Origin of the sequence: Rhodococcus sp. SMB37 (genome assembly GCF_004345605.1) — a bacterium.
Lineage (GTDB): Bacteria > Actinomycetota > Actinomycetes > Mycobacteriales > Mycobacteriaceae > Rhodococcus.
This window is the reverse complement of sequence record NZ_SLVY01000007.1, coordinates 59008-77581: the sequence shown is the minus strand read 5'-3', so window position 1 is coordinate 77581 and position 18574 is coordinate 59008. Positions and strand designations below refer to the sequence as shown.

General features: G+C 62.4%; 17 protein-coding genes and 1 tRNA gene. 9 read left to right on the top strand and 9 right to left on the bottom strand.

Annotation, left to right across the window (positions count from 1 at the left end; genetic code table 11):
- The first annotated feature begins 22 nt into the window (after positions 1-22).
- The 3 genes from EV641_RS13420 to mddA all read left to right on the top strand — a co-directional run bounded on the left by EV641_RS13420 (position 23) and on the right by mddA (position 1545).
- Entirely contained in the window at positions 23-283 is a 261-nt protein-coding gene (locus EV641_RS13420) for a LuxR C-terminal-related transcriptional regulator (RefSeq protein WP_054720073.1), read from the top strand.
- A 76-nt stretch (positions 284-359) separates the two neighbouring features.
- Positions 360-689, top strand: coding sequence for a YnfA family protein (locus tag EV641_RS13415; RefSeq protein ID WP_054720076.1), 330 nt, complete (start codon positions 360-362; stop codon positions 687-689).
- A gap of 76 nt (positions 690-765) precedes the next feature.
- A complete protein-coding gene (gene mddA / locus EV641_RS13410) occupies positions 766-1545 on the top strand; it encodes a methanethiol S-methyltransferase (RefSeq protein ID WP_132472254.1) in 780 nt (259 codons plus the stop codon).
- Here mddA and EV641_RS13405 read toward each other — a convergent pair.
- Complete coding sequence (locus EV641_RS13405) at positions 1532-1990, bottom strand: hypothetical protein (protein ID WP_054720083.1); 459 nt, start codon at positions 1988-1990, stop codon at positions 1532-1534. The genes mddA and EV641_RS13405 overlap by 14 nt on opposite strands.
- 193 nt (positions 1991-2183) lie before the next feature.
- Here EV641_RS13405 and EV641_RS13400 point away from each other — a divergent pair, with 193 nt between their 5' ends.
- Positions 2184-3077, top strand: a complete 894-nt coding sequence (locus EV641_RS13400; protein ID WP_132472252.1) for a siderophore-interacting protein — start codon at positions 2184-2186, stop codon at positions 3075-3077.
- A gap of 103 nt (positions 3078-3180) precedes the next feature.
- Here the strand turns inward: EV641_RS13400 and EV641_RS13395 are convergent.
- Positions 3181-3253: transfer RNA gene (locus EV641_RS13395), tRNA-Arg, on the bottom strand.
- A 242-nt stretch (positions 3254-3495) separates the two neighbouring features.
- Here EV641_RS13395 and EV641_RS13390 point away from each other — a divergent pair.
- Both EV641_RS13390 and EV641_RS13385 read left to right on the top strand, forming a co-directional pair.
- The gene (locus tag EV641_RS13390) at positions 3496-4314 is read left to right on the top strand and encodes a M23 family metallopeptidase (RefSeq protein ID WP_054712675.1); all 819 of its coding nucleotides are present in this window, start codon (positions 3496-3498) and stop codon (positions 4312-4314) included.
- Between the two features lie 149 nt (positions 4315-4463).
- The gene (locus tag EV641_RS13385; RefSeq protein ID WP_132472250.1) at positions 4464-5975 is read left to right on the top strand and encodes a glutamate-cysteine ligase family protein; all 1512 of its coding nucleotides are present in this window, start codon (positions 4464-4466) and stop codon (positions 5973-5975) included.
- 152 nt (positions 5976-6127) lie between these two features.
- Here the strand turns inward: EV641_RS13385 and EV641_RS13380 are convergent, their stop codons facing one another.
- The 3 genes from EV641_RS13380 to EV641_RS13370 are packed head-to-tail and all read right to left on the bottom strand — an operon-like array spanning position 6128 to position 9331.
- A complete protein-coding gene (locus tag EV641_RS13380; RefSeq protein ID WP_241997189.1) occupies positions 6128-6928 on the bottom strand; it encodes an ABC transporter ATP-binding protein in 801 nt (266 codons plus the stop codon).
- A gap of 48 nt (positions 6929-6976) precedes the next feature.
- Positions 6977-7885 (bottom strand): ABC transporter permease, encoded by a 909-nt coding sequence (locus EV641_RS13375; RefSeq protein WP_132472486.1) that lies wholly within the window; start codon positions 7883-7885, stop codon positions 6977-6979.
- Positions 7886-7933: 48 nt separating this feature from the next.
- Positions 7934-9331 carry an ABC transporter substrate-binding protein gene (locus EV641_RS13370; RefSeq protein ID WP_241997187.1) on the bottom strand — a complete coding sequence of 466 codons (1398 nt, stop codon included), beginning with the start codon at positions 9329-9331 and terminating at the stop codon, positions 7934-7936.
- A gap of 339 nt (positions 9332-9670) precedes the next feature.
- Between EV641_RS13370 and EV641_RS13365 the strand changes: the two genes are divergently transcribed.
- On the top strand, positions 9671-10042 hold the full coding sequence (locus EV641_RS13365; RefSeq protein ID WP_054712685.1) for a DUF202 domain-containing protein: 372 nt from the start codon (positions 9671-9673) through the stop codon (positions 10040-10042).
- Positions 10039-10380: a DUF202 domain-containing protein gene (locus EV641_RS13360; protein ID WP_054712688.1), complete on the top strand. Its 342-nt coding sequence runs from the start codon at positions 10039-10041 to the stop codon at positions 10378-10380. The genes EV641_RS13365 and EV641_RS13360 overlap by 4 nt, the downstream gene beginning before the upstream one ends.
- A gap of 592 nt (positions 10381-10972) precedes the next feature.
- On the opposite strand, the gene EV641_RS13355 is transcribed toward EV641_RS13360, so the two are convergent.
- The 4 genes from EV641_RS13355 to EV641_RS13340 all read right to left on the bottom strand — a co-directional run bounded on the left by EV641_RS13355 (position 10973) and on the right by EV641_RS13340 (position 16040).
- Positions 10973-12529 (bottom strand): SulP family inorganic anion transporter, encoded by a 1557-nt coding sequence (locus EV641_RS13355; protein ID WP_132472246.1) that lies wholly within the window; start codon positions 12527-12529, stop codon positions 10973-10975.
- A gap of 96 nt (positions 12530-12625) precedes the next feature.
- Positions 12626-14002, bottom strand: coding sequence for an arylsulfatase (locus EV641_RS13350; protein WP_054712691.1), 1377 nt, complete (start codon positions 14000-14002; stop codon positions 12626-12628).
- 104 nt (positions 14003-14106) lie between these two features.
- On the bottom strand, positions 14107-14874 hold the full coding sequence (locus EV641_RS13345; RefSeq protein ID WP_054712718.1) for a GntR family transcriptional regulator: 768 nt from the start codon (positions 14872-14874) through the stop codon (positions 14107-14109).
- Positions 14875-15077: 203 nt separating this feature from the next.
- Positions 15078-16040: a formylglycine-generating enzyme family protein gene (locus tag EV641_RS13340; RefSeq protein WP_241997186.1), complete on the bottom strand. Its 963-nt coding sequence runs from the start codon at positions 16038-16040 to the stop codon at positions 15078-15080.
- A 380-nt stretch (positions 16041-16420) separates the two neighbouring features.
- Between EV641_RS13340 and gyrB the strand changes: the two genes are divergently transcribed.
- On the top strand, positions 16421-18361 hold the full coding sequence (gyrB, locus tag EV641_RS13335) for a DNA topoisomerase (ATP-hydrolyzing) subunit B (RefSeq protein WP_132472244.1): 1941 nt from the start codon (positions 16421-16423) through the stop codon (positions 18359-18361).
- Positions 18362-18574 lie beyond the last annotated feature (213 nt).

Sequence of the window (18574 nt, the reverse complement as noted above, 5' to 3'; positions counted from 1 at the left end):
CGATCGAAGAAGGAAACCCGACATGACGAGTGTGCTCGCGCCCTCCCGCACCTACTCTTCGCCGCAGCTCTCGGCCCGTGAAACCGAGATACTCAGGGAGTGGCTTCTGTGTGAATCCAAGTCCGAGGCAGCGGCTCGTCTGTTCGTCACAGCGGCCACAGTGAGCACCCACATCGCCCGCATCCGCGACAAGTACATGCGGGTGGGGCGTCCCGCCACCACCAAGACCTCTCTGCTGGTGCGCGCACTCCAAGACGGTGTCGTGTCCATCGACGAATTGTGACGCTGCGCAGACCTGCAGCGTGCGGCGCGCTCGGGCCCGTCGAGCTCGGCCGGTCCGATCCGTAACCTGTTCGACCATGAGCGTCCTGAAGTCCCTCGTCCTGTTCGGCGTGGCCGCGTTGTTCGAAATCGGTGGTGCGTGGCTGGTCTGGCAGGGTGTGCGCGAGCATCGCGGGTGGATCTGGATGGGACTGGGTGTGCTCGCGCTCGGTGCGTACGGATTCGTCGCGACACTGCAACCGGACGCCAATTTCGGCCGTATTCTCGCGGCGTACGGGGGTGTCTTCGTCGCGGGCTCACTGCTGTGGGGTGTCGTGATGGACGGCTTCCGCCCCGACCGCTGGGACATCGCGGGTGCACTGGTGTGTCTCGTCGGCGTCGCGGTGATCATGTACGCACCGCGGTGACCGAGCGTCGAAGGGTGGGTGTTTCCCCACCTCAGGGGACCTTCTGAGTGGCGGTTGCGGTCCCGACACTGGGCGCATGACAACGACAACCGACACGGGTCCTCGCACCCGCACCGCGGCTTCCCGACTGCTCGTCACCGGATACGGAGTGTGCGCCTATCTCATATTCCTCGCGGTGTTCCTGTACGCGATCGGATGGGTCGAACGCCTGGTGGTACCCCGGAACATCGATCAGGGTCCTCGTGCCCCGGCCGGAATCGCCATCGTGATCGACCTGGCGCTGCTCTCGCTGTTCGCAGTGCAGCATTCGGTGATGGCCAGACCCTGGTTCAAGAGACGCTGGATCCGGATCGTCCCGGAGCCGGCCGAGCGGTCCACTTACGTTCTGCTCGCCTCGGCCGCGCTGGCACTCGTGATGTGGCAGTGGCGTCCACTCCCGCACCCGATCTGGGACATCGACAGCAGTCCGCTACGGATACTGCTCTACGCGCTCTCGCTCGCCGGGTTCGGTCTCGTGCTCGTGTCGACGTTCGCCATCAACCATTTCGACCTGTTCGGATTGAGGCAGGTCATCCGTAACCAACGCGGGCAACCGCCCGCTGCGAACGCCTTCCGGATACCGCTGCTGTATCGGTCGGTGCGGCACCCGCTCTATCTGGGTTTCCTCGTCGCGTTCTGGGTTGCGCCGACCATGTCGGTCGGGCATCTGCTGTTCGCGGCGGTGACCACCGCGTACGTCCTCGTCGCGATCAGGTTCGAAGAGCACGACCTCGTCGCGACGTTCGGCGAGCGGTATCGTGCCTACCGGACTCGCGTGCCGATGATCGTGCCGTGGAAGTGGCTCAGCCGACGGTGACGGCGCCGGTGGCCGGGGTCGAATTGCACAGCGGACCGCTGGCGAGGCTCACCGATCCGAAGACGGTGGTCAGCACCTCGCCCGGTCCGGTGTCGACAGTCGCAGACAGATTCGGGTATTCCCCGGTGAGGTCGACGATGCCGGTGCGTCCGTTGTCGCGGTTGAGCCATGCGACCGTCACCTGGCCGGCGGCCGGTATCGGCCACAACGCCTGCGTGGTTGCGAACTGCACGTGGCCTGCGGTGATCCCGTGTTCCTCGTCGGGACCGGGGTGGGCTGCCACCGATGTGAGCGACGCGAGGCTGCCTTGATTGAGGCAGCCGATGGTGATGGCAGTACCCAGCGGTTGCGTCGGAGCAGCTGTGGCGACACCGGCGAACAGAACAGCGGCTGCGACGGGGGCTGCGAAGGTGAGTGCTCGACGGATGAATCGCACTGCAGGCATGCTGCGGGCTCCTCGGGTGGGGGAATGTCGTGTCCGAGTGCCGACCACAGCGTGTGCTTCATGCGTGGCGCGTCCCGTGACCGATCGACTGCCGCGATTCTATCGAGCTGTCGATCATCAAGGGGCGGTTTCGAGCCCGATGGTGTAAGGGCGGTCACATGATCGGCCGGTGGTGATCGGTTAGCCTGGCCTAATGAAGTGGGAGAATTTTGTTGCCACGCTGGTCGCGCGTGAACAGGTCGCGGCACATCTGTTGCGCGCTCGCCTCGAGATCGGGGAGGGGACCGGGAACGGCTACCTCCCGCTCGCTGCAGCAGACGAGGCCGTGGCGTTCTACCTCTCGCACGACGCGGAGGAACTGCACGCGCGACCGAGCGAGAATCCGAATGCCCTGGGCGGCTGGGAGATTGTCGACGAGGAGCGCAGCGCCGGACACCGCAACTACACGGTGCGCTCGTACGACGCGGAATCCCGCGAGATGGTGGTCGACTTCGCGGTGCATGATCACGGTCCCGCGATCGAGTGGCTGCGCGCAGCGGAACCCGGCTGGCGTGTGCTGGTGGCGGGCCCGCGCTCGTGGCACGAGCCGCCGTCGGCGGCGACCCGTCATGTTCTCGCCGGAGACCTCGCCGCACTGCCTGCAATGGCCCGAGTCCTGGAGCAGACCGATCCTTCGGTACACGTGACCGTCGTCGCCGAAGTGCTCGACCGCAGCGAGCTCGAATACCTGCCCTCGCGGGAGAACACCGAGATCGTCGAACTCATCGGCAGCGGAAACGGAGTGTCGCGCACGCGGTTGTCCGCGGCGCTCGCCGAGCTCGATCTGCCCGCCGACGGATACTGCTGGTTCGCGGGCGAGGCCGCCGATATCCGTGCCGCCAAGAAGCATCTGCGTTCGCTCGGCTGGTCGCGCGACCAGTACGACATCGTCGGATATTGGCGTGAGGACGCCGAGCGGTGGACGGCGAAGTTCGAGGAGCAGGGTGACGAGCTTCGCGCGGTGTATGCCGCCGCGCTTGCCGAGGGGAAGTCGGTCGAAGAGGCCATGGATGTATATGAGGCCGCGTTGGAGAAGGTCGGCCTGTAGATCGCGGCGCTCGTCGCGCACACTTGTTGGCTTCCCTCATCGGCGATCACCGACGCGGGAAGCCGGCTTTGTTGCGGGAGTGTTGATGTATGGAGAGAGTGTGTGCCCCCGGCAGGATTCGAACCTGCGACACCCGCTTTAGGAGAGCGGTGCTCTATCCCCTGAGCTACGAGGGCGCGCGCCCATTCGGCGGACCGAATCGCGGCGCGGTGTGAGTGTAGCGGTCGTTCCCGCGCGGTGCCGAAGCGAGCAGCAAATCCGCTGGTTGTTACCGACTGGTTGGTTTGGTTCCCGCTCTATGAGATCAAGAAGAGGTAACGCTGGACCTCGCGTATATCGTTTTGTTACCTTGAATCGCCAGGAACGACCGGGTGTTACTCACCGGCCGAAATCGGGACTACGAAACGGGACAGCGACTGTGGCACGGCACCAACGGACACGCGAAGATGCATCGGCATTCGACATCGACCTGACGGTCGGATCGACCCAGCGTGGGCGTCATCGCATCGAACCGACGGGTCCGTCGGCTCCGGCGAAGGCCGCCACCGTGGCATGTGCGACCGGTGCCTTCATGGCCATCGGTGCGCAGTTCACCGCCGGTACCGCCGCGGCTCATCCCGGTCATGATCACGGCGCGGTCCAGGCGGCTCCTGCGCCTACGCCGCAGCTCCCGTTCGAGCTGCCCGCAGGTATCGAGCTTCCCGCGATCCCCGGTATCACCACTCCCGCCGAGGAAGGCGCCCCGCAGCTCCCCGTCGAGGTCCAGGGCTTCGTCGATCAGTTCGCCGGCGGAGGAAACTGGCTCGACAACCTCAATCCCATCAAGCCCAGCACGGTCCAGCCCGTCTCGGGCACCCTGACGTCGGACTTCGGTTCACGCTGGGGAGCGCATCACGGCGGAATCGACATCGCTGCCCCGATCGGCACCCCGATACAGTCGGCGTCCGACGGCACGGTCCTCGACGCGGGCGCGGCATCGGGCTACGGCCAGTGGGTTCGCATCCAGAACGACGACGGCACCACCGCCATCTACGGCCACGTCGACACCTACCAGGTGTCTTCGGGCCAGCGCGTGAGCGCCGGCCAGCAGATCGCCACCGTCGGAAACCGTGGCTGGTCCACCGGGCCGCACCTGCACTTCGAGGTGTGGGACGGATCCGGCAACAAAACCGACCCCACCGCATGGCTCAGCAACCGCGGTGTCGTCGCCGACTGGAGCGGCTACCGCGCAGTCTGACCCGAACTGTCGACGCTTTCGAAACACACCCGGTCCTGCGGCCGGGTGTGTTTCGCGTTCACTGGACGTACGTCGTCCGATCATGCGATTCGGTGACGGACAGCGGTTAGGCTTGCGGGAACATCCGTCGGCACAGACCGGGAGAACCCTTGGGCACAGAGATTTCTGCTCGTTCGTTCACCGGCGCAGATCGCCGACAGTTCCGGCACAAGGTCCGCGAGTGCATGAGCGCGCTCGAACGCATGCTCCGCGACGGTGCGTTCGCCGATGCACACTCCTCACCCGAGCCGCAGCTCGGCATGGAGATCGAATTCAACCTCGTCCAGGACGACATGGCCCCGGCAATGTCCAACCTGGAAGTTCTCCAAGCGATCGACGATCACGCGGTCTTCCAGACCGAACTCGGCCAGTTCAACGTCGAGATGAATGTCGAACCGGGCCCGCTGTCCGGCGACGCGACCATCGAGATCGAGGATTCTCTTCGTCAATCGCTTCGACGCGCCGACGAACGAATGCACCTGTTCGACGCCCAACTCGTGATGATCGGGATGCTGCCGACCCTCGAGCTCGACCACCTCGGCCGTGACCGGATCACCGCGAACCCTCGCTACGAGGCACTCAACGAGCAGATCTTCGCGGCCCGAGGCGAGGACATCGAACTGGACCTCGACGGCGTGCCGCTCCCCGGGACGGATGAGATCGAACGCTTACGCGCCGATACGAACTCGGTGGTGCCCGAAGCGGCCTGTACTTCGCTGCAATTGCACCTGAGGGTGGCACCCGAGGACTTCGCGCCACATTGGAATGCTGCGCAGTGCCTGGCGGGAGTGCAGGTGGCACTCGCAGCCAACTCGCCGTTCCTGGCGGGCAAGGCGCTGTGGCACGAGAGCCGGATCCCGCTGTTCGCCCAGGCCACGGATACACGGCCGCTCGAGCTGAAGAACCAGGGTGTGCGTCCACGGGTGTGGTTCGGGGAACGCTGGATCGAGTCCCCGATCGATCTGTTCGAGGAGAATTCCCGCTATTTCACAGCGCTGCTGCCCGAGATCACCGATGCCGACCCCGCCGCGGAACTCGATGCGGGCCTGATTCCGCAACTGCGCGAACTGCAGATGCACAACGGCACCATCTACCGATGGAACCGTCCCGTCTACGACATCAGCGACGGTCAGGCGCACCTCCGGATCGAGAACCGTGTCCTGCCTGCCGGGCCGACCGTCCTCGACACCATGGCGAACGCGGCGTTCTACTACGGACTACTGCGCGCATTGGTCGAGGACGACGATCCGTTGTGGCGCCGTATGACTTTCGATGCGGCCGAGGAGAACCTGATCATCGGTGCCAAATTCGGACTCGAATCCCGGCTGTACTGGCCGAAGCTGGGCTGGGTCGGAGCCGACGAACTCGTCCTGCGACGGTTGCTTCCACTTGCGGATCGGGGCCTGGAATCGTTCGGGCTCTCAGCACGTGCCCGCGACCGTTACCTCGGGATCATCGAGGGCCGGTGTTTGAATCGGCAAACGGGAGCGGCGTGGCAACGCGAGCATGTCGCGCGACGTGAGGCGGCGGGTGACGATCGTCGTACCGCATTGTCGGGGATGCTTCGCGACTACGTGGCTGCGATGACCGACGGCCGGCCCGTACACGAATGGGTTGTCTAGAGACCGCAGTGGAGGTTCGGTGTTCACCCGGAAGAACACCCGGAGTACCCGTGCCTCTGCTGCCGGTATCGAGGCCCTCCGCGCCGCGCCGCATGAACTGTTGCACAGACACCGTCCCCTTCCGACACCGGAGAGCTCCCTCGCTGCCGGCATCACGAGTTCAAGGGGGCATGTCCGAGAAACTTCAGAATTTCCTGTCGACGGCGTTGGTACTGAACGTCCAGCTGCGCACTCGCATCGCGCGGACGCTCGATCTCGATCACATCGGCAACGGTTGCGGGACGATGCGTCAGGAGCACCACACGGTCTGCCAGCAGCAGTGCCTCGTCGACGTCGTGAGTGACGAACAGGATGGTCATTTGCGTTCGTGTCCACACTTCGATCAGCAATTTCTGCATGTCGAGTCGGGTCTGTGCGTCGAGCGCGCCGAAGGGCTCGTCCATGAGCATGACGCGGGGTGCGCATGCGAGTGTTCGGGCAAGCTGCACGCGCTGACGCATACCGCCGGACAAGTGACTGGGAAGATGGTCGAGGTACGAGCCCAGGCCTACTTGTTCCAAGTACGTGGTGGCGGCGGCCTTGGCCGCTTTGCCTCGTGAACCACGCAACCTCAGAGGGAACTCGACGTTCTTGAGCGCCGTCCGCCACGGCAGTAGGGCATCCTCCTGGAACACCATGGCGCAGTGTCTGTCATTACCGAAGATCGTGTCTCCGTCTACGGTGGCCGTGCCACTCATGGGCGGCAGCAGACCGGCCAGCGCCCTCAGAATCGTGGATTTTCCGCAACCTGACGGGCCGAGGAACACGACCACCTCGCCGGGTTCGATGTCGAGCGTCACCTTTGCTGCGGTCTTGCCGTGGAACCCCAGTTCGAGATTGTCCAACCGAACTGCGGCTCCGGCTGAACTCGTCGGCGTGTATTCGATCATGGTCCTGGCGGCCACTGCAGTCATCTTGATTTCTCCGTTCGTAGTTGGGTCGAAACTTCCGTCAGCGGTTCTTCAGCGTTGTGCCCGTGGGAGCCAGTGGTTGACGCGGCGCCCGATCATCTCGACCACCCAGGCGGTCAGCAGCCCGAGGGCTCCGATGGAGAGCATGCCGACGACGACGCCGGCGTAATCGAGAAGGCCATATGCTTGCCAGGTGTAGTAGCCGATACCGAATTGCCCGGAGATCATCTCCGCGCTCACGACACAGATCCACGCGACACCCATGGCAACCGACAGGCCGGAGAAGATTCCGGGCATCGCGCCGGGGAGTACGACGTACCGAAGGATGGTCCACCGGTCTGCGCCCATCGTCCGGGCAGCTTCTTCCCACACCTTCGGTAGCGCATCCATGGCATGGATAGAGCTGACGACCACGGGGAAGAACGCCGCAAAGAAGGTGATGAAGACGATGCCTTGTTCACTGGAAGGAAACAGGAGAATGGTGAGAGGAACCAGCGCGATGGCAGGAATCGGTCGGACTATCTCGAGGAAGGGACGCAAAGTCTTTCGCGCCAACTCCGAACGTCCGATCAAGATTCCCAGCGCGACACCGATGATTGCGGCGAGTGCGAATCCCAGCAGAATTCGTTGCAGGCTCGCGAGAAGGTCGTCGTAATACGCACCGGACCCGAGCCGATCCCCGAACCGCTCGACGACAGCAGCAGGCGTCGGCATTCGGTTGAATCGCAGCCATGAAACGACCTCGTTGGCCGTGAGCCAGTACCACACGGTGACGAATGTCGCGATGGGAATGAGTGGAAGTGCGATCGACGCAGCGGCCTTCCGGAAGTGGGGCGCCGTCACAGTATGCTGGCGAGATTTGTCCGAGTTGTGCTCAAGTCGTGCAGGGTTCGAACTGGGCGTGAAGTTCTTGCTCTTGTCGGCCGAGCCCGCAACGGGTTCGTCCTGAGTGGGAGTCATGTGCGCCATATCGTGTCCTTTGGTTGGTGTGCAAGCACTATCGGCGCTTCAGTCGGTGGGTTTCGACTCGTCCAATGCGGTTTCGTAGGTCACCGCGTAGGCGCCGGGGTGAGCAGCGATGTAGATGTCTGCAGCGGCCTGGGTCGCGAAAGGGAGGAATCTGCCCGTCGCCTCGGACTCAGGGGCGACGACCCACGACGCATGCGCCGCGAAGAGTTTGACCGATGTCGACGCATCGGGAACGTATCCGGCACGAACAGACTTTCCGGACTCGGCAATTCGACGCAGCAGGCAGGTAGGCGTTGCGGACGGCTCGGTGTCCGTTTCACCGGCAAACCAGACTTCCGACGCAGTCGTAGGGTCGTCAACCGGCAGATCGCATATTTCGTCTTGGCCGGATAATCTGCTCGGGTTGGTGAGGTCTGTCGTCTGGCTTTCGAAGTTTGCTCCGAGTAGTTCCCGCAGGTAGGTGTCGTTCTGGAAGCCTGCGACGTCGAAGTCGGCCCTCACCGAACCGCGTTCTACGAGGAAGTCCTTGACATTGTCGAGCGATTCAGCAAAGGGCTCTTTGATGGTTGGGTCGAACGACACCAGGCCATTCGGACCGTTGTACAGGTAGGCGACCTCTGGTTCGATGCCGGTGATCTCACTGATACGGACAGCCGCGGCCATCGGCTCGGCGGTGATGTACTCGGTCGTCGTCCGCATTGCGTCCAGAAACGCGTTGATGACCTCAGGGTGATCGCCTGAAAACTGTTTGCGTGCAACAACACCGTGGAAAGTCGGCACGTTGTTGTCGCCACCGTCGTACACCAATCGGCCCTGGTTGCGGAAGATGACCAGTTGGGGCCACGGCACGAACTGGGCGAGAGCGTCGACCTGACTGCCTTCGATCGCGGCCGCGCCGATCGACGGATCCTGGTTCGCGATGTTCACTGCGCCCGTGCCGATTCCCATGCGTTCGAGGGCGGTCGAGAGCATGCCGTCGCCGGCAGATCCCAAGCTGGTGGAGATCTGCTTGCCTTCCAGGTCGGCCAGTTGCGTCGCTGTCGAACTAGTCGGTACCACAACCTGGTTCAGTGACCCACGCAGGTTGTATCCGGTTGTGGCGATGAACTCGGTGCGCGCGTCGTCATACGCCTGGGTCTTCGATCCGTTGGTCAACAACGGGTAGTCGCCCATCGAGCCGATGTCGACGTGTGACGCGATCATCGCAGCGGTCAGCGGAGCACCGGAGGAGAAATCCTGCCACACGACCTTGTACCTGGTGCCGGTCTGCTCGCCCACGTTCTCGAGTGCGCGCTCCAGTTCTCCGCGATCACGCATCAACGTGCCTGCGTTGATCGTGTTGATCGTTTTCGACTGGTATCCCACGTTCACCACTACGGTATCGGATTCGAGTACTGAACAGTTGGTCAGCACCGACGAGAGCGCTAGCGCGGCCACTGCCGCAACGGCCGTCCTTCGACCGCGGCCAGAGCAGATGAGGGTCGTTCGATGACGTCGGCGACTATCTCGGGCGTTGAACATGACCATAGAGTCGGCCGACAAAATTACATCTGGTCGACCCACTTTTTCCAAGTGGTTAAGCCACTTCGACGAAATGGAAACCCCGGATCATCGTTGCTGCGGTTCTACGCGACTCCGTATACGAACGTGCAGGTCGAGGCCCTGTCGACATCGTGGTCCGCCGTCCGGTACCAGGTGATCGAACTTGTCGGTAAGAGAACGATCCGCCAGTGTCGCCCGCTGGCTTCTGCGCCCCGGTTCCACGAGAGTTGAAGGGTGCCCGAAACACCATTCACAACCGAGCCAGTCTCGGTCGACGAACCCGACTATCGATTTACTCTCGCCAACGAGCGGACATTCCTCGCGTGGCAGCGCACCTCGTTGGGGTTGTTGGCCGCGGCCGTCGCCGTTCTTCACTTCCTGGCGGAGACGGGACACACCCACCTGGCGCACGCACTCGGCGGACTTCTCGGTGCGGCCGCATTGATGTCCGCGTCGGGCGGATGGATGCGATGGCGCCGTGTTGACCAGGCAATTCGCCGGGGTCTACGCCTACCGGCGTCGAGGCTTCCTCTCGGATTGGCGGTACTGCTCGCGGGGATCGGCGGAACCGTGATCGTCGCTGCAACGATCAGTGCAGCAGGATGACGGAAGGTGCTGCGCCGCTCCGTGACCCCGGCCTGCAGCCGGAGCGCACCGCGCTGTCCTGGACGCGCACTTCAGCCGCAATGTTCACTAACGGCCTTCTGGTGGGAAGCCGTGATCTGTTTTTCGACCCTGGAGAGTGGGTCTCGGTGTCCACGGTGGCTGCGGTCGCCGCGTTCACGGCGGCCGCGGCAATCTACGTCACCGGTCGTCGGCGAGCAGCCGTACTATCGGCTGTTCCGTTGTCGCCGCGTGTACGGGCACCGTCCTTCATCGCGGTGACAGCTGCGACGAACACTGTCCTGTGCGTCGCCCTGCTCGTGGTCGCGTTGGTTCGATAGGCCCGCACGGCGCCGAACCCGGGGCTGCATCACACAATCCAAGGCTCGGCTACGGTGGCTGCACTTGCGTCGTGACTGGCGTGCTGGGCACCTTTCCGCGCCCGATCGAATTTTCCGCGTTCCGCGTCGGCTACGACAGTCGAGGACATCGGTCCGTGACTATCCGGAAGAATTCAACACCCCTGTGTCGGTGTCGATATCTGCGGCGCGGATCAATGACCGCCACGGGCCGCAATTGTCGCCCCATGCGCGTACCTCGGAACGCATTTCATCGGTGCGCGAGGAGGACATGTGCTGCCCCGGTTCATTCTGCACTGGAGCCGAGTGAGGTCCCGCTGATCGAAGCGATCGCCCCCCAACGGGGGCTCGCCTTGACCGGAATGCTCCACGTGGACTCCGGACAGCCTCGCGTCGGGAACATCCGCAGCGCAATGACGACACCGCTGATCGATATCGGACTTGCGACCCGCCACCTCGCGACGCGGTACGTGCCTTTATTCCAGCGGCAGCGCGCAGGTGTCGGTATCGGGTGACCCACCATCTCCAACCATGACCTGAGCACAGAAGAGGGCCACTACCTGCCGGAGACCATCTAGGGCACAGGCGATCCGGACACGCGAGTCCGAAGGGCAGCGGATGGACCGTTCCACCCAGTCAAGCGAACAGTCTTGCCGAGCTTTGTGTATCGGGCTTCGACGGCATTCAACGTCGACACCGCGGTTCCGTCCCACACGCGGGTGCCTGACAAGTCGATCGTGATCGGCGACGGATCGCCGCTGAAATCGAAATGTTGCACGAGAGTATTGCTGGAAGCGAAGAACAACTGCCCGGTCACACGGTAGGTCCTTCCTTCGTTCGATGCCTCTCCCGCTACCACTGACGTCGGTTCGACGGCGGTTCCGTTGGCGAGTTCGGCTACGAACAGCACCATTGCGCACAGGACGCCGGCGATGACGCCGTAGGCCAGGTTGTGCGTCGCGACGGTCACTGCGACGGTGAGTAGCATGGTGGTGGTCTCGCTGCGCGGCATCCGGCGAAGCGTCGAAGGCTTGACTGAGCCCCAATCCATGGTGGCCATGGACACCATGATCATGACTGCCACGAGCGCCGCCATCGGAATCGCGGCGAGGGCAGGTCCGAACAGGGTGACCAACACCAACAGTGAGGCACCGGCCACGAATGTGGAGATACGCGTCGTCGCGCCGCACGACTTCACGTTCATCATTGTCTGACCGATCATGGCGCATCCACCCATCCCACCGAACAATCCGGTGACCACGTTCGATACCCCTTGCCCGCGGGCCTCATGACGATGGTCGGAATGTGTGTCCGTCAACTCGTCGACCATCCGCGCGGTGATCAGTGACTCCAGTAACCCGACCAACGCCACCGCGATTGCATACGGAGCGAGAATGCGAAGGGTCTCGAACGTGACCGGGAGACCGGGGATTCCCGGCACGGGGAACGCTGCACTCAATTCACCTTCGTCGCCCACCCGCGGGACACCGAATGCAAACACAACGGTGATCACGGTCAGAACGGCGGTGGCGACGAGCGGCGCGGGGATACTCCGGGTGAGCTTCGGCATCACGAACATCACGATCACCCCGGCCCCGGTGAGCGGGTAGACGAGCCACGGGACATCGATGAGGTGGGGCAGTTGCGCGGAGAAGATCAAGATTGCCAGAGCATTGACGAAACCGGTCACCACACTGTTCGGAATAAAGCGCATCAACCTGGTGACGCCACATCTGGACAGTAGAATCTGCAGAAATCCGGCGAGAATAACTGCACCGACAAGGTAGTTCACCCCGTGATCGCGGACCAGGGGTGCCGTCACGAGCGCCACCGATCCGGCGGCAGCAGAGATCATCGCCGGCCGGCCGCCGACGATTGCGATGGTCATAGCGAAGATGCACGAGGTGAACAACCCCACTGCCGGATCTACGCCGGCGATGATCGAGAACGAGATCGTCTCAGGGATCAGCGCAAGCGCCGTCACCAATCCCGCGAGAACCTCTACACGGAACTTCTGTGGATTGCGCAGTGCGTCCAGTGTCGGCCGACCCTGCAGCCGGAATGAGCCAGATCCTTTCCCTGCCAACGACCGAGCGCGCAGAACCTGGGGCACTCGTATACGGACATTCATATCGATCACCTCTCCTGGTGCTCGTCCGGCCTCGTGGAAACGCAGTCGGGGGTGGTGTCCGACGATCGGCCACCACCCCCGACTCCGCCTGGGTGCCTACACCGCTGCGTCGGCAACTCGCTTCGGCACAAAATCGAGCGGTGCACCGGGGGGAATCAATTCCTCGTTCTGGACCGTCTTTTCGTAGTTGGCAATGATGCGGTGAGCGTGCTGCATGACCCACCAGCGAACGAACGTCTGGTTGACAGGTTCGCGTTCTTTCGGGTCTTCGAGCAAGTTGATGATGCGTGCGAAACCGAGAGGAATCTCAGGATCGTGGAAATGCTGCTGGCGTACGAAGCTGATCTTGAACTGTGACCATTTGACTGCGTGCAGTTCGTCGTTCAGCCACACCATGCAACCCTCGCGTGCTGATTCCTCTGCCCCGGACCAGAATTCACGCTGATCGATACCGTCGATCTGACGATCGTCGGGGATCTCGCAGCCTGCACTCAGCAGCAGAGTCGTGAACATGTCGGTCACATGCATCATCTCGTTGCTTTCGCGCGGTTTCACGTGCCCCGGCCACCGGATCAGTGCCGGTGTCCGGATACCGCCTTCGGCCGAACTGAAGTACGAACCGTCGAAGAATCCTGCGGTTCCTCGTCCCGCCAGGTGATCCTCAGGACCGTTGTCACCGGCGAACACGACTATAGTGTTGTCGGCGACGCCGAGCTCGTCGAGCTTGTCGAGCAAACTCTGGAAGTCGTGGTCGAGCATGAGGAGTGCATCGCCCCAGGCGCCGTTGTCGCTGGTGCCGCGGAACTCCTCGCGGACCTCGATCGGGAAATGCAACAGAGAATGGTTGTGGTACAGGAAGAACGGCCTCTCCTCTGCGACGCTGCGTTCCATGAACTCTTTGGCCCGCTTGTCGTACTCGGCATCCATCCGGCCCTTGAGTTCGACGGTCAACTGCTCGTCCGTAGTGCGAACGCCGCCTTCCTTCGTCCCGTCGTACATGTAGGACCAGCCGTCGCGTTCGCCCTTGTACCACGGATCGTCGGGCCACAAGCACTCGTCGTAGGTCCGCGCAGGACCGTACCATTCATCGAAACCGTGATCGGTAGGCCAACGGCCGTCCTCTGCTCCGATGTGCCACTTGCCGTAGCACGCCGTGGCGTACCCGGCGTCGGAAAGGATGTCACCGATGGTCCGCTCCCAGGAGACGATGCCGCCGGCATTACCGCCCAGCGCGATGGTGTGGTTACCCGATCGGATCGGGTACCGGCCGGTCATCAGCGCTGATCTGGTTGGGGTGCATTGTGGTTCGACGACGAAATGGGACAGCTTCAGACTCTCTCCGGCGAAGGTGTCGATGTTCTTGGTGTCGGCGCCGCGGAGTATGCCGCCGCCGAAGCAGCCGAGCTCGCCGAGACCGAGATTGTCAACGTGGAAGTAGACGATGTTCGGTTGCTTCAGAGGTGATGCGGACATGAGTGTACCTCGTTCCTTTTTTTTGGGGGGGTGAAACGTCGATGACGCTGTTCATTGCGTCAGCGTGGATGTCCGGTCGAATCGATGGCGGATCCGACTGGCGGTCAGGGGCGGTGGGAGTCGGTGGACCGACTGCGCGGGTTGACCGAAACCAGGGACAGACGGTCCCCGCGGTAGCGAATGGACTCCAGGTCGAACGGAGTGCCGTCTTCGAGGAAACTGAGTCGACTGAGTAGTAGTATCGGACTGCCAGGACTGACATCCAGATGTCTGGCTGTGCCACGATCGGCGGAGACCGCTTCGAAAGTATTCTCGGCCTTGCCGATCCGAATCCCCCGCTTGCTTTCCAGTAGACCGAAGATGTCCTGGTTGCCCAAGTCTGCGTCCGCGAGAGCGTCGATGGCTTCCGGACGTAACGATGTGGTGTCGAGTGACAGCGGCACGTTCGCCACGGAACGCAACCGTTCGACGAACAGTATCGGGCTTCCTTCCGGCACAGCAAGTTTTGCCGCGACGAGGGGGGTGGCGGTCGACTCCCGAACCGACAGTACCGTGTTCTGCACAGTGAGTTGATGGCCTGCGAGCGACTCGGCCAGTCCTTCCAGCCGGTCGATACTCTGGCGCAACTTGGCTCCGGTGACGAAAGTACCTGCACCCTGGACTCGGGTGATCAGGCCTTCCGCCCTCAGGAGGTCGAGTGCCTCTCGTATTGCATTGCGGCTCACTCCCCATTCGGCGGCTAGTTCGCCCTCGCTCGGAAGCATCGGTCGGGGGGCTGCCAGCCCACCGTATACACCGTCGAGGATCTGCGTCCGCAGTACGTCACGAACCCACCGTGCAGCGTCCTCTCGGGTTCCCTCGTACTTCCGCATCGGCGGACGAGGGAACGCCTTGGGGGCGATTCGTGGTTTCGATGTCATGCGACCAGCGTGCGCCGACGGCATTCCGGCGCGTTTGCCCTGGCGTTACTCGATAGTTACGCCACCACTTCTGATGGCGCCACGCAGGCCGAACGCTACGCCGGGCTCGAAATCGACCGGAAACGCCACTCGACTTGGCGCGTTGAGGCGCACCGTCAGCGCACGATGCATCGGAAGCCGATGTGCCCGGTCGACGCGTCCTCGGTGTGCCCCTGGCGCGCGGCGGGTCGGTACCGGTCACAGTAGTTGGGCGAGCACAGGTGAGATCCTCCTTTGACCACACGCCGGGGATACGGCTCGTCGGCAGCGAGGTCACCTGCTGCTTGTTGCACCGGATTCTTCGGGACACAGCAGGCAGTCACCGGTGCGGTGTTCTTCATCCCCTGATCATGACTCGGAAGAAAATGATCTCGTGTCCATTCCCACACGTTTCCGGCCATGTCGAAGAGGCCGTAACCGTTGGAGCGGAACCTGCCTACCGGGGATGTTCCGTCGTATCCGTCCAATCGCTGGTTCTCCCAAGGAAATTGACCCTGCCAGACGTTGCCCCCTGGTCGACCATCCGGTTCCCGAGCGTCTCCCCAGGTGTAGGTGGCCTTGTCCAGGCCGCCGCGAGCAGCGAACTCCCATTCGGCCTCGGATGGAATTTCCTTGCCGGACCACTCGGCGTAGGCGCTGACATCGAGATAGGACACATGCGTTACGGGATGGAGATTGCGTTGTCCGATGTTGCTGCCTGGACCCTCCGGCCGTTGCCAGCAGGCTCCGGGAATATAGGACCACCATCGCCGATAGTCGTCCAACGGGACCGGTCCCGGTGGTGGGGTGAACACCATCGACCCGGCAACGAGCAGGGCGGGATCGGCATCGGGGAAGTCCGCTGCATCGGGTCTGCGCTCGGCGGTGGTGATATAGCCCGTGTCCTTGACGAAGCGTCGAAACGCTGCGTTGGTGACTTCATGGGTATCCATCCAGAATCCGTCCACCGAAACCTGATGCATAGGGCGTTCTTCGGTGTAGTGGCCGTTCGATCCCATCCAGAAAGTTCCACCGGGAATCCATACCATTCCTTTGTGTGGAGCGCGGGTAGCGACGTCGTTGAGCACCATGGCGCTCATCGTGCCAAGGGCACGAGTCGATGGCAGAACGTCACTGTTACGCCGCTGTGTCGGATCGGGCACTTGGTCGACGTCGTCCACGATCGCCTGGTCCGTTCTCCTGACCTGGTCAGAACCCCTGCAGTACAACATATTTACCAGGCCAGCGATTCGCGACCAAGCTCGAGGACTTCTGTTGTTGCAGGTGGCGTAACATGCCGGAAAATCGACTTCACCGGCGTCGACGCTGCTGTGGCTCCTCTCTGCGATGGCGTAACTTCGCAATGACAGCGTCAGCGTCTCGCCGCTGACACACTGGGCGCTCCGGCGATCCCGCAGTCCGAGGACGTGGCGGTGTTCGACGGGAACATCATTGCGCTGTCGAAAGTGAGGGTCCTTCCGTGAACGACGTATCCGCCTACGGTGCCGACTCGATAGCGATCCTCGAGGGTCTCGACGTCGTTCGGAAGCGACCGGGAATGTACATCGGGTCGACCGGTGTTCGCGGATTGCATCACATGGTGTGGGAGGTGGTGGACAACGCCGTTGACGAAGCGATGGCCGGTTACGCTGACCGAGTGAATGTTCGGCTCCTTGCCGACGGAGGAGTCGAAGTTGTCGACAACGGCCGTGGCATACCGGTCGCGATGCACTCGACGGGTATCCCCACCATCGACGTGGTGATGACACAACTTCACGCCGGCGGCAAGTTCGATGCCGACGGCGGTGCCTATGCGGTCTCCGGCGGCTTGCATGGCGTCGGGGTCTCCGTCGTCAACGCCCTGTCGACTGCACTCGAGGTCGAGATCAAGCGAGACGGATACCTGTGGTCGCAACGGTACGTGCGGTCCGAGCCGCAATCCCTGACGCGGAACGAGCCGACCGACGATACGGGCACCACAGTACGGTTCTGGTCCGATCCGGATGTCTTCGAAGTGGTGGACTACGACCTCGACACCGTCGCACGACGTCTGCAGGAGATGGCCTTTCTCAACGGCGGTCTCACGGTCACGCTGTCCGATGAACGCACGGTCGTGGATGAGCCACAGGAGTCGATCGTGTACTGCTACCCGGCCGGCCTGACCGACTTCGTTCGGCAGATCAACCGAACCAAGACCTCGCTGCACGAGAACATCATCGGATTCTCCGGGGAGGGGCCTGGCTACCAGATCGAAGTCGCGATGCAGTGGAACACGAGCTACACCCAGTCGCTGCACACCTTCGCCAACACCATCAACACCCACGAGGGTGGAACACACGAAGAAGGGTTTCGGACGGCGCTCACGACAGTGATGAACAAATACGCCCGAGATCACAAGCTCATCAAGGCCAAAGACGACAACTTGTCGGGCGATGACATTCGCGAGGGACTCGCGGCCGTCGTCTCCGTCAAAATCTCCGAGCCACAATTCGAAGGCCAGACCAAGACGCGGTTGGGCAACTCGGAAGTCAAATCGTTCGTTCAACGTATGTGTCACGAGAAGCTGACCGAATGGTTCGAGTCCCACCCTCACGAAACGAAGGTCATCGTCGAAAAGGCTGCGGCCTCGTCGCGAGCGAGAATTGCGGCGCGCAAGGCCCGGGAGTTGGTTCGCCGCAAATCCGCTAACCATATCGGCGGCCTACCCGGCAAGCTTGCGGACTGTCGTTCGAGCGACCCGAGCAGGTGTGAAATCTACATCGTGGAGGGCGACTCGGCCGGAGGCTCGGCCAAATCAGGGCGCGATTCGATGTTCCAGGCGATACTTCCGCTTCGCGGAAAGATCATCAACGTCGAAAAATCCCGTATCGACCGGGTGCTCGCGAACACCGAAGTCCAGTCGATCATCACTGCCTTCGGTACCGGAATTCACGACGAATTCGATATCACCAAACTTCGCTACCACAAGATAGTCCTGATGGCTGACGCCGACGTGGACGGTCAGCACATTTCGACTCTGCTACTGACACTGCTGTTCCGATTCATGCGCCCACTCGTCGAGCACGGCCACCTCTTTCTGGCCATGCCGCCGCTGTACAAGCTCAAGTGGCAGCGCGGTGCCGCGCCCCAATTCGCGTACTCCGACCGAGAGCGTGACAGTTTGATTGCGGCGGGTCTCGCGGCGGGTAAGAAAATTGACAAGGACGATGGGATACAACGCTACAAAGGTCTGGGCGAGATGAACGCGAAGGAGTTGTGGGAGACAACTATGGATCCCTCCGTCCGCGTTCTGCGACGGGTCACTCTGGACGACGCTGCCTCGGCTGACGAACTCTTCTCGATTCTCATGGGCGAAGACGTCGAGGCACGGAGGCAATTCATTGCACGGAACGCGAAAGATGTGCGATTTCTGGATATTTGACTGGCAGACCGGAAGGAGATCTCGACCTTGATCGCAATGCTTCGTGAGACTCATCGGCAGGTGTGTCGTGTGCGCGGGCCGCGCAGACGACCACGCACGCTGATGACCAGACGTAGGCGCCGGGAGAAACTCTTTGAGGTTCATCCGAAAGTGGACAACTACGCGACCATGAACTGCACGGTCGACGACGGTTCGACATCATCTGCAGGATCG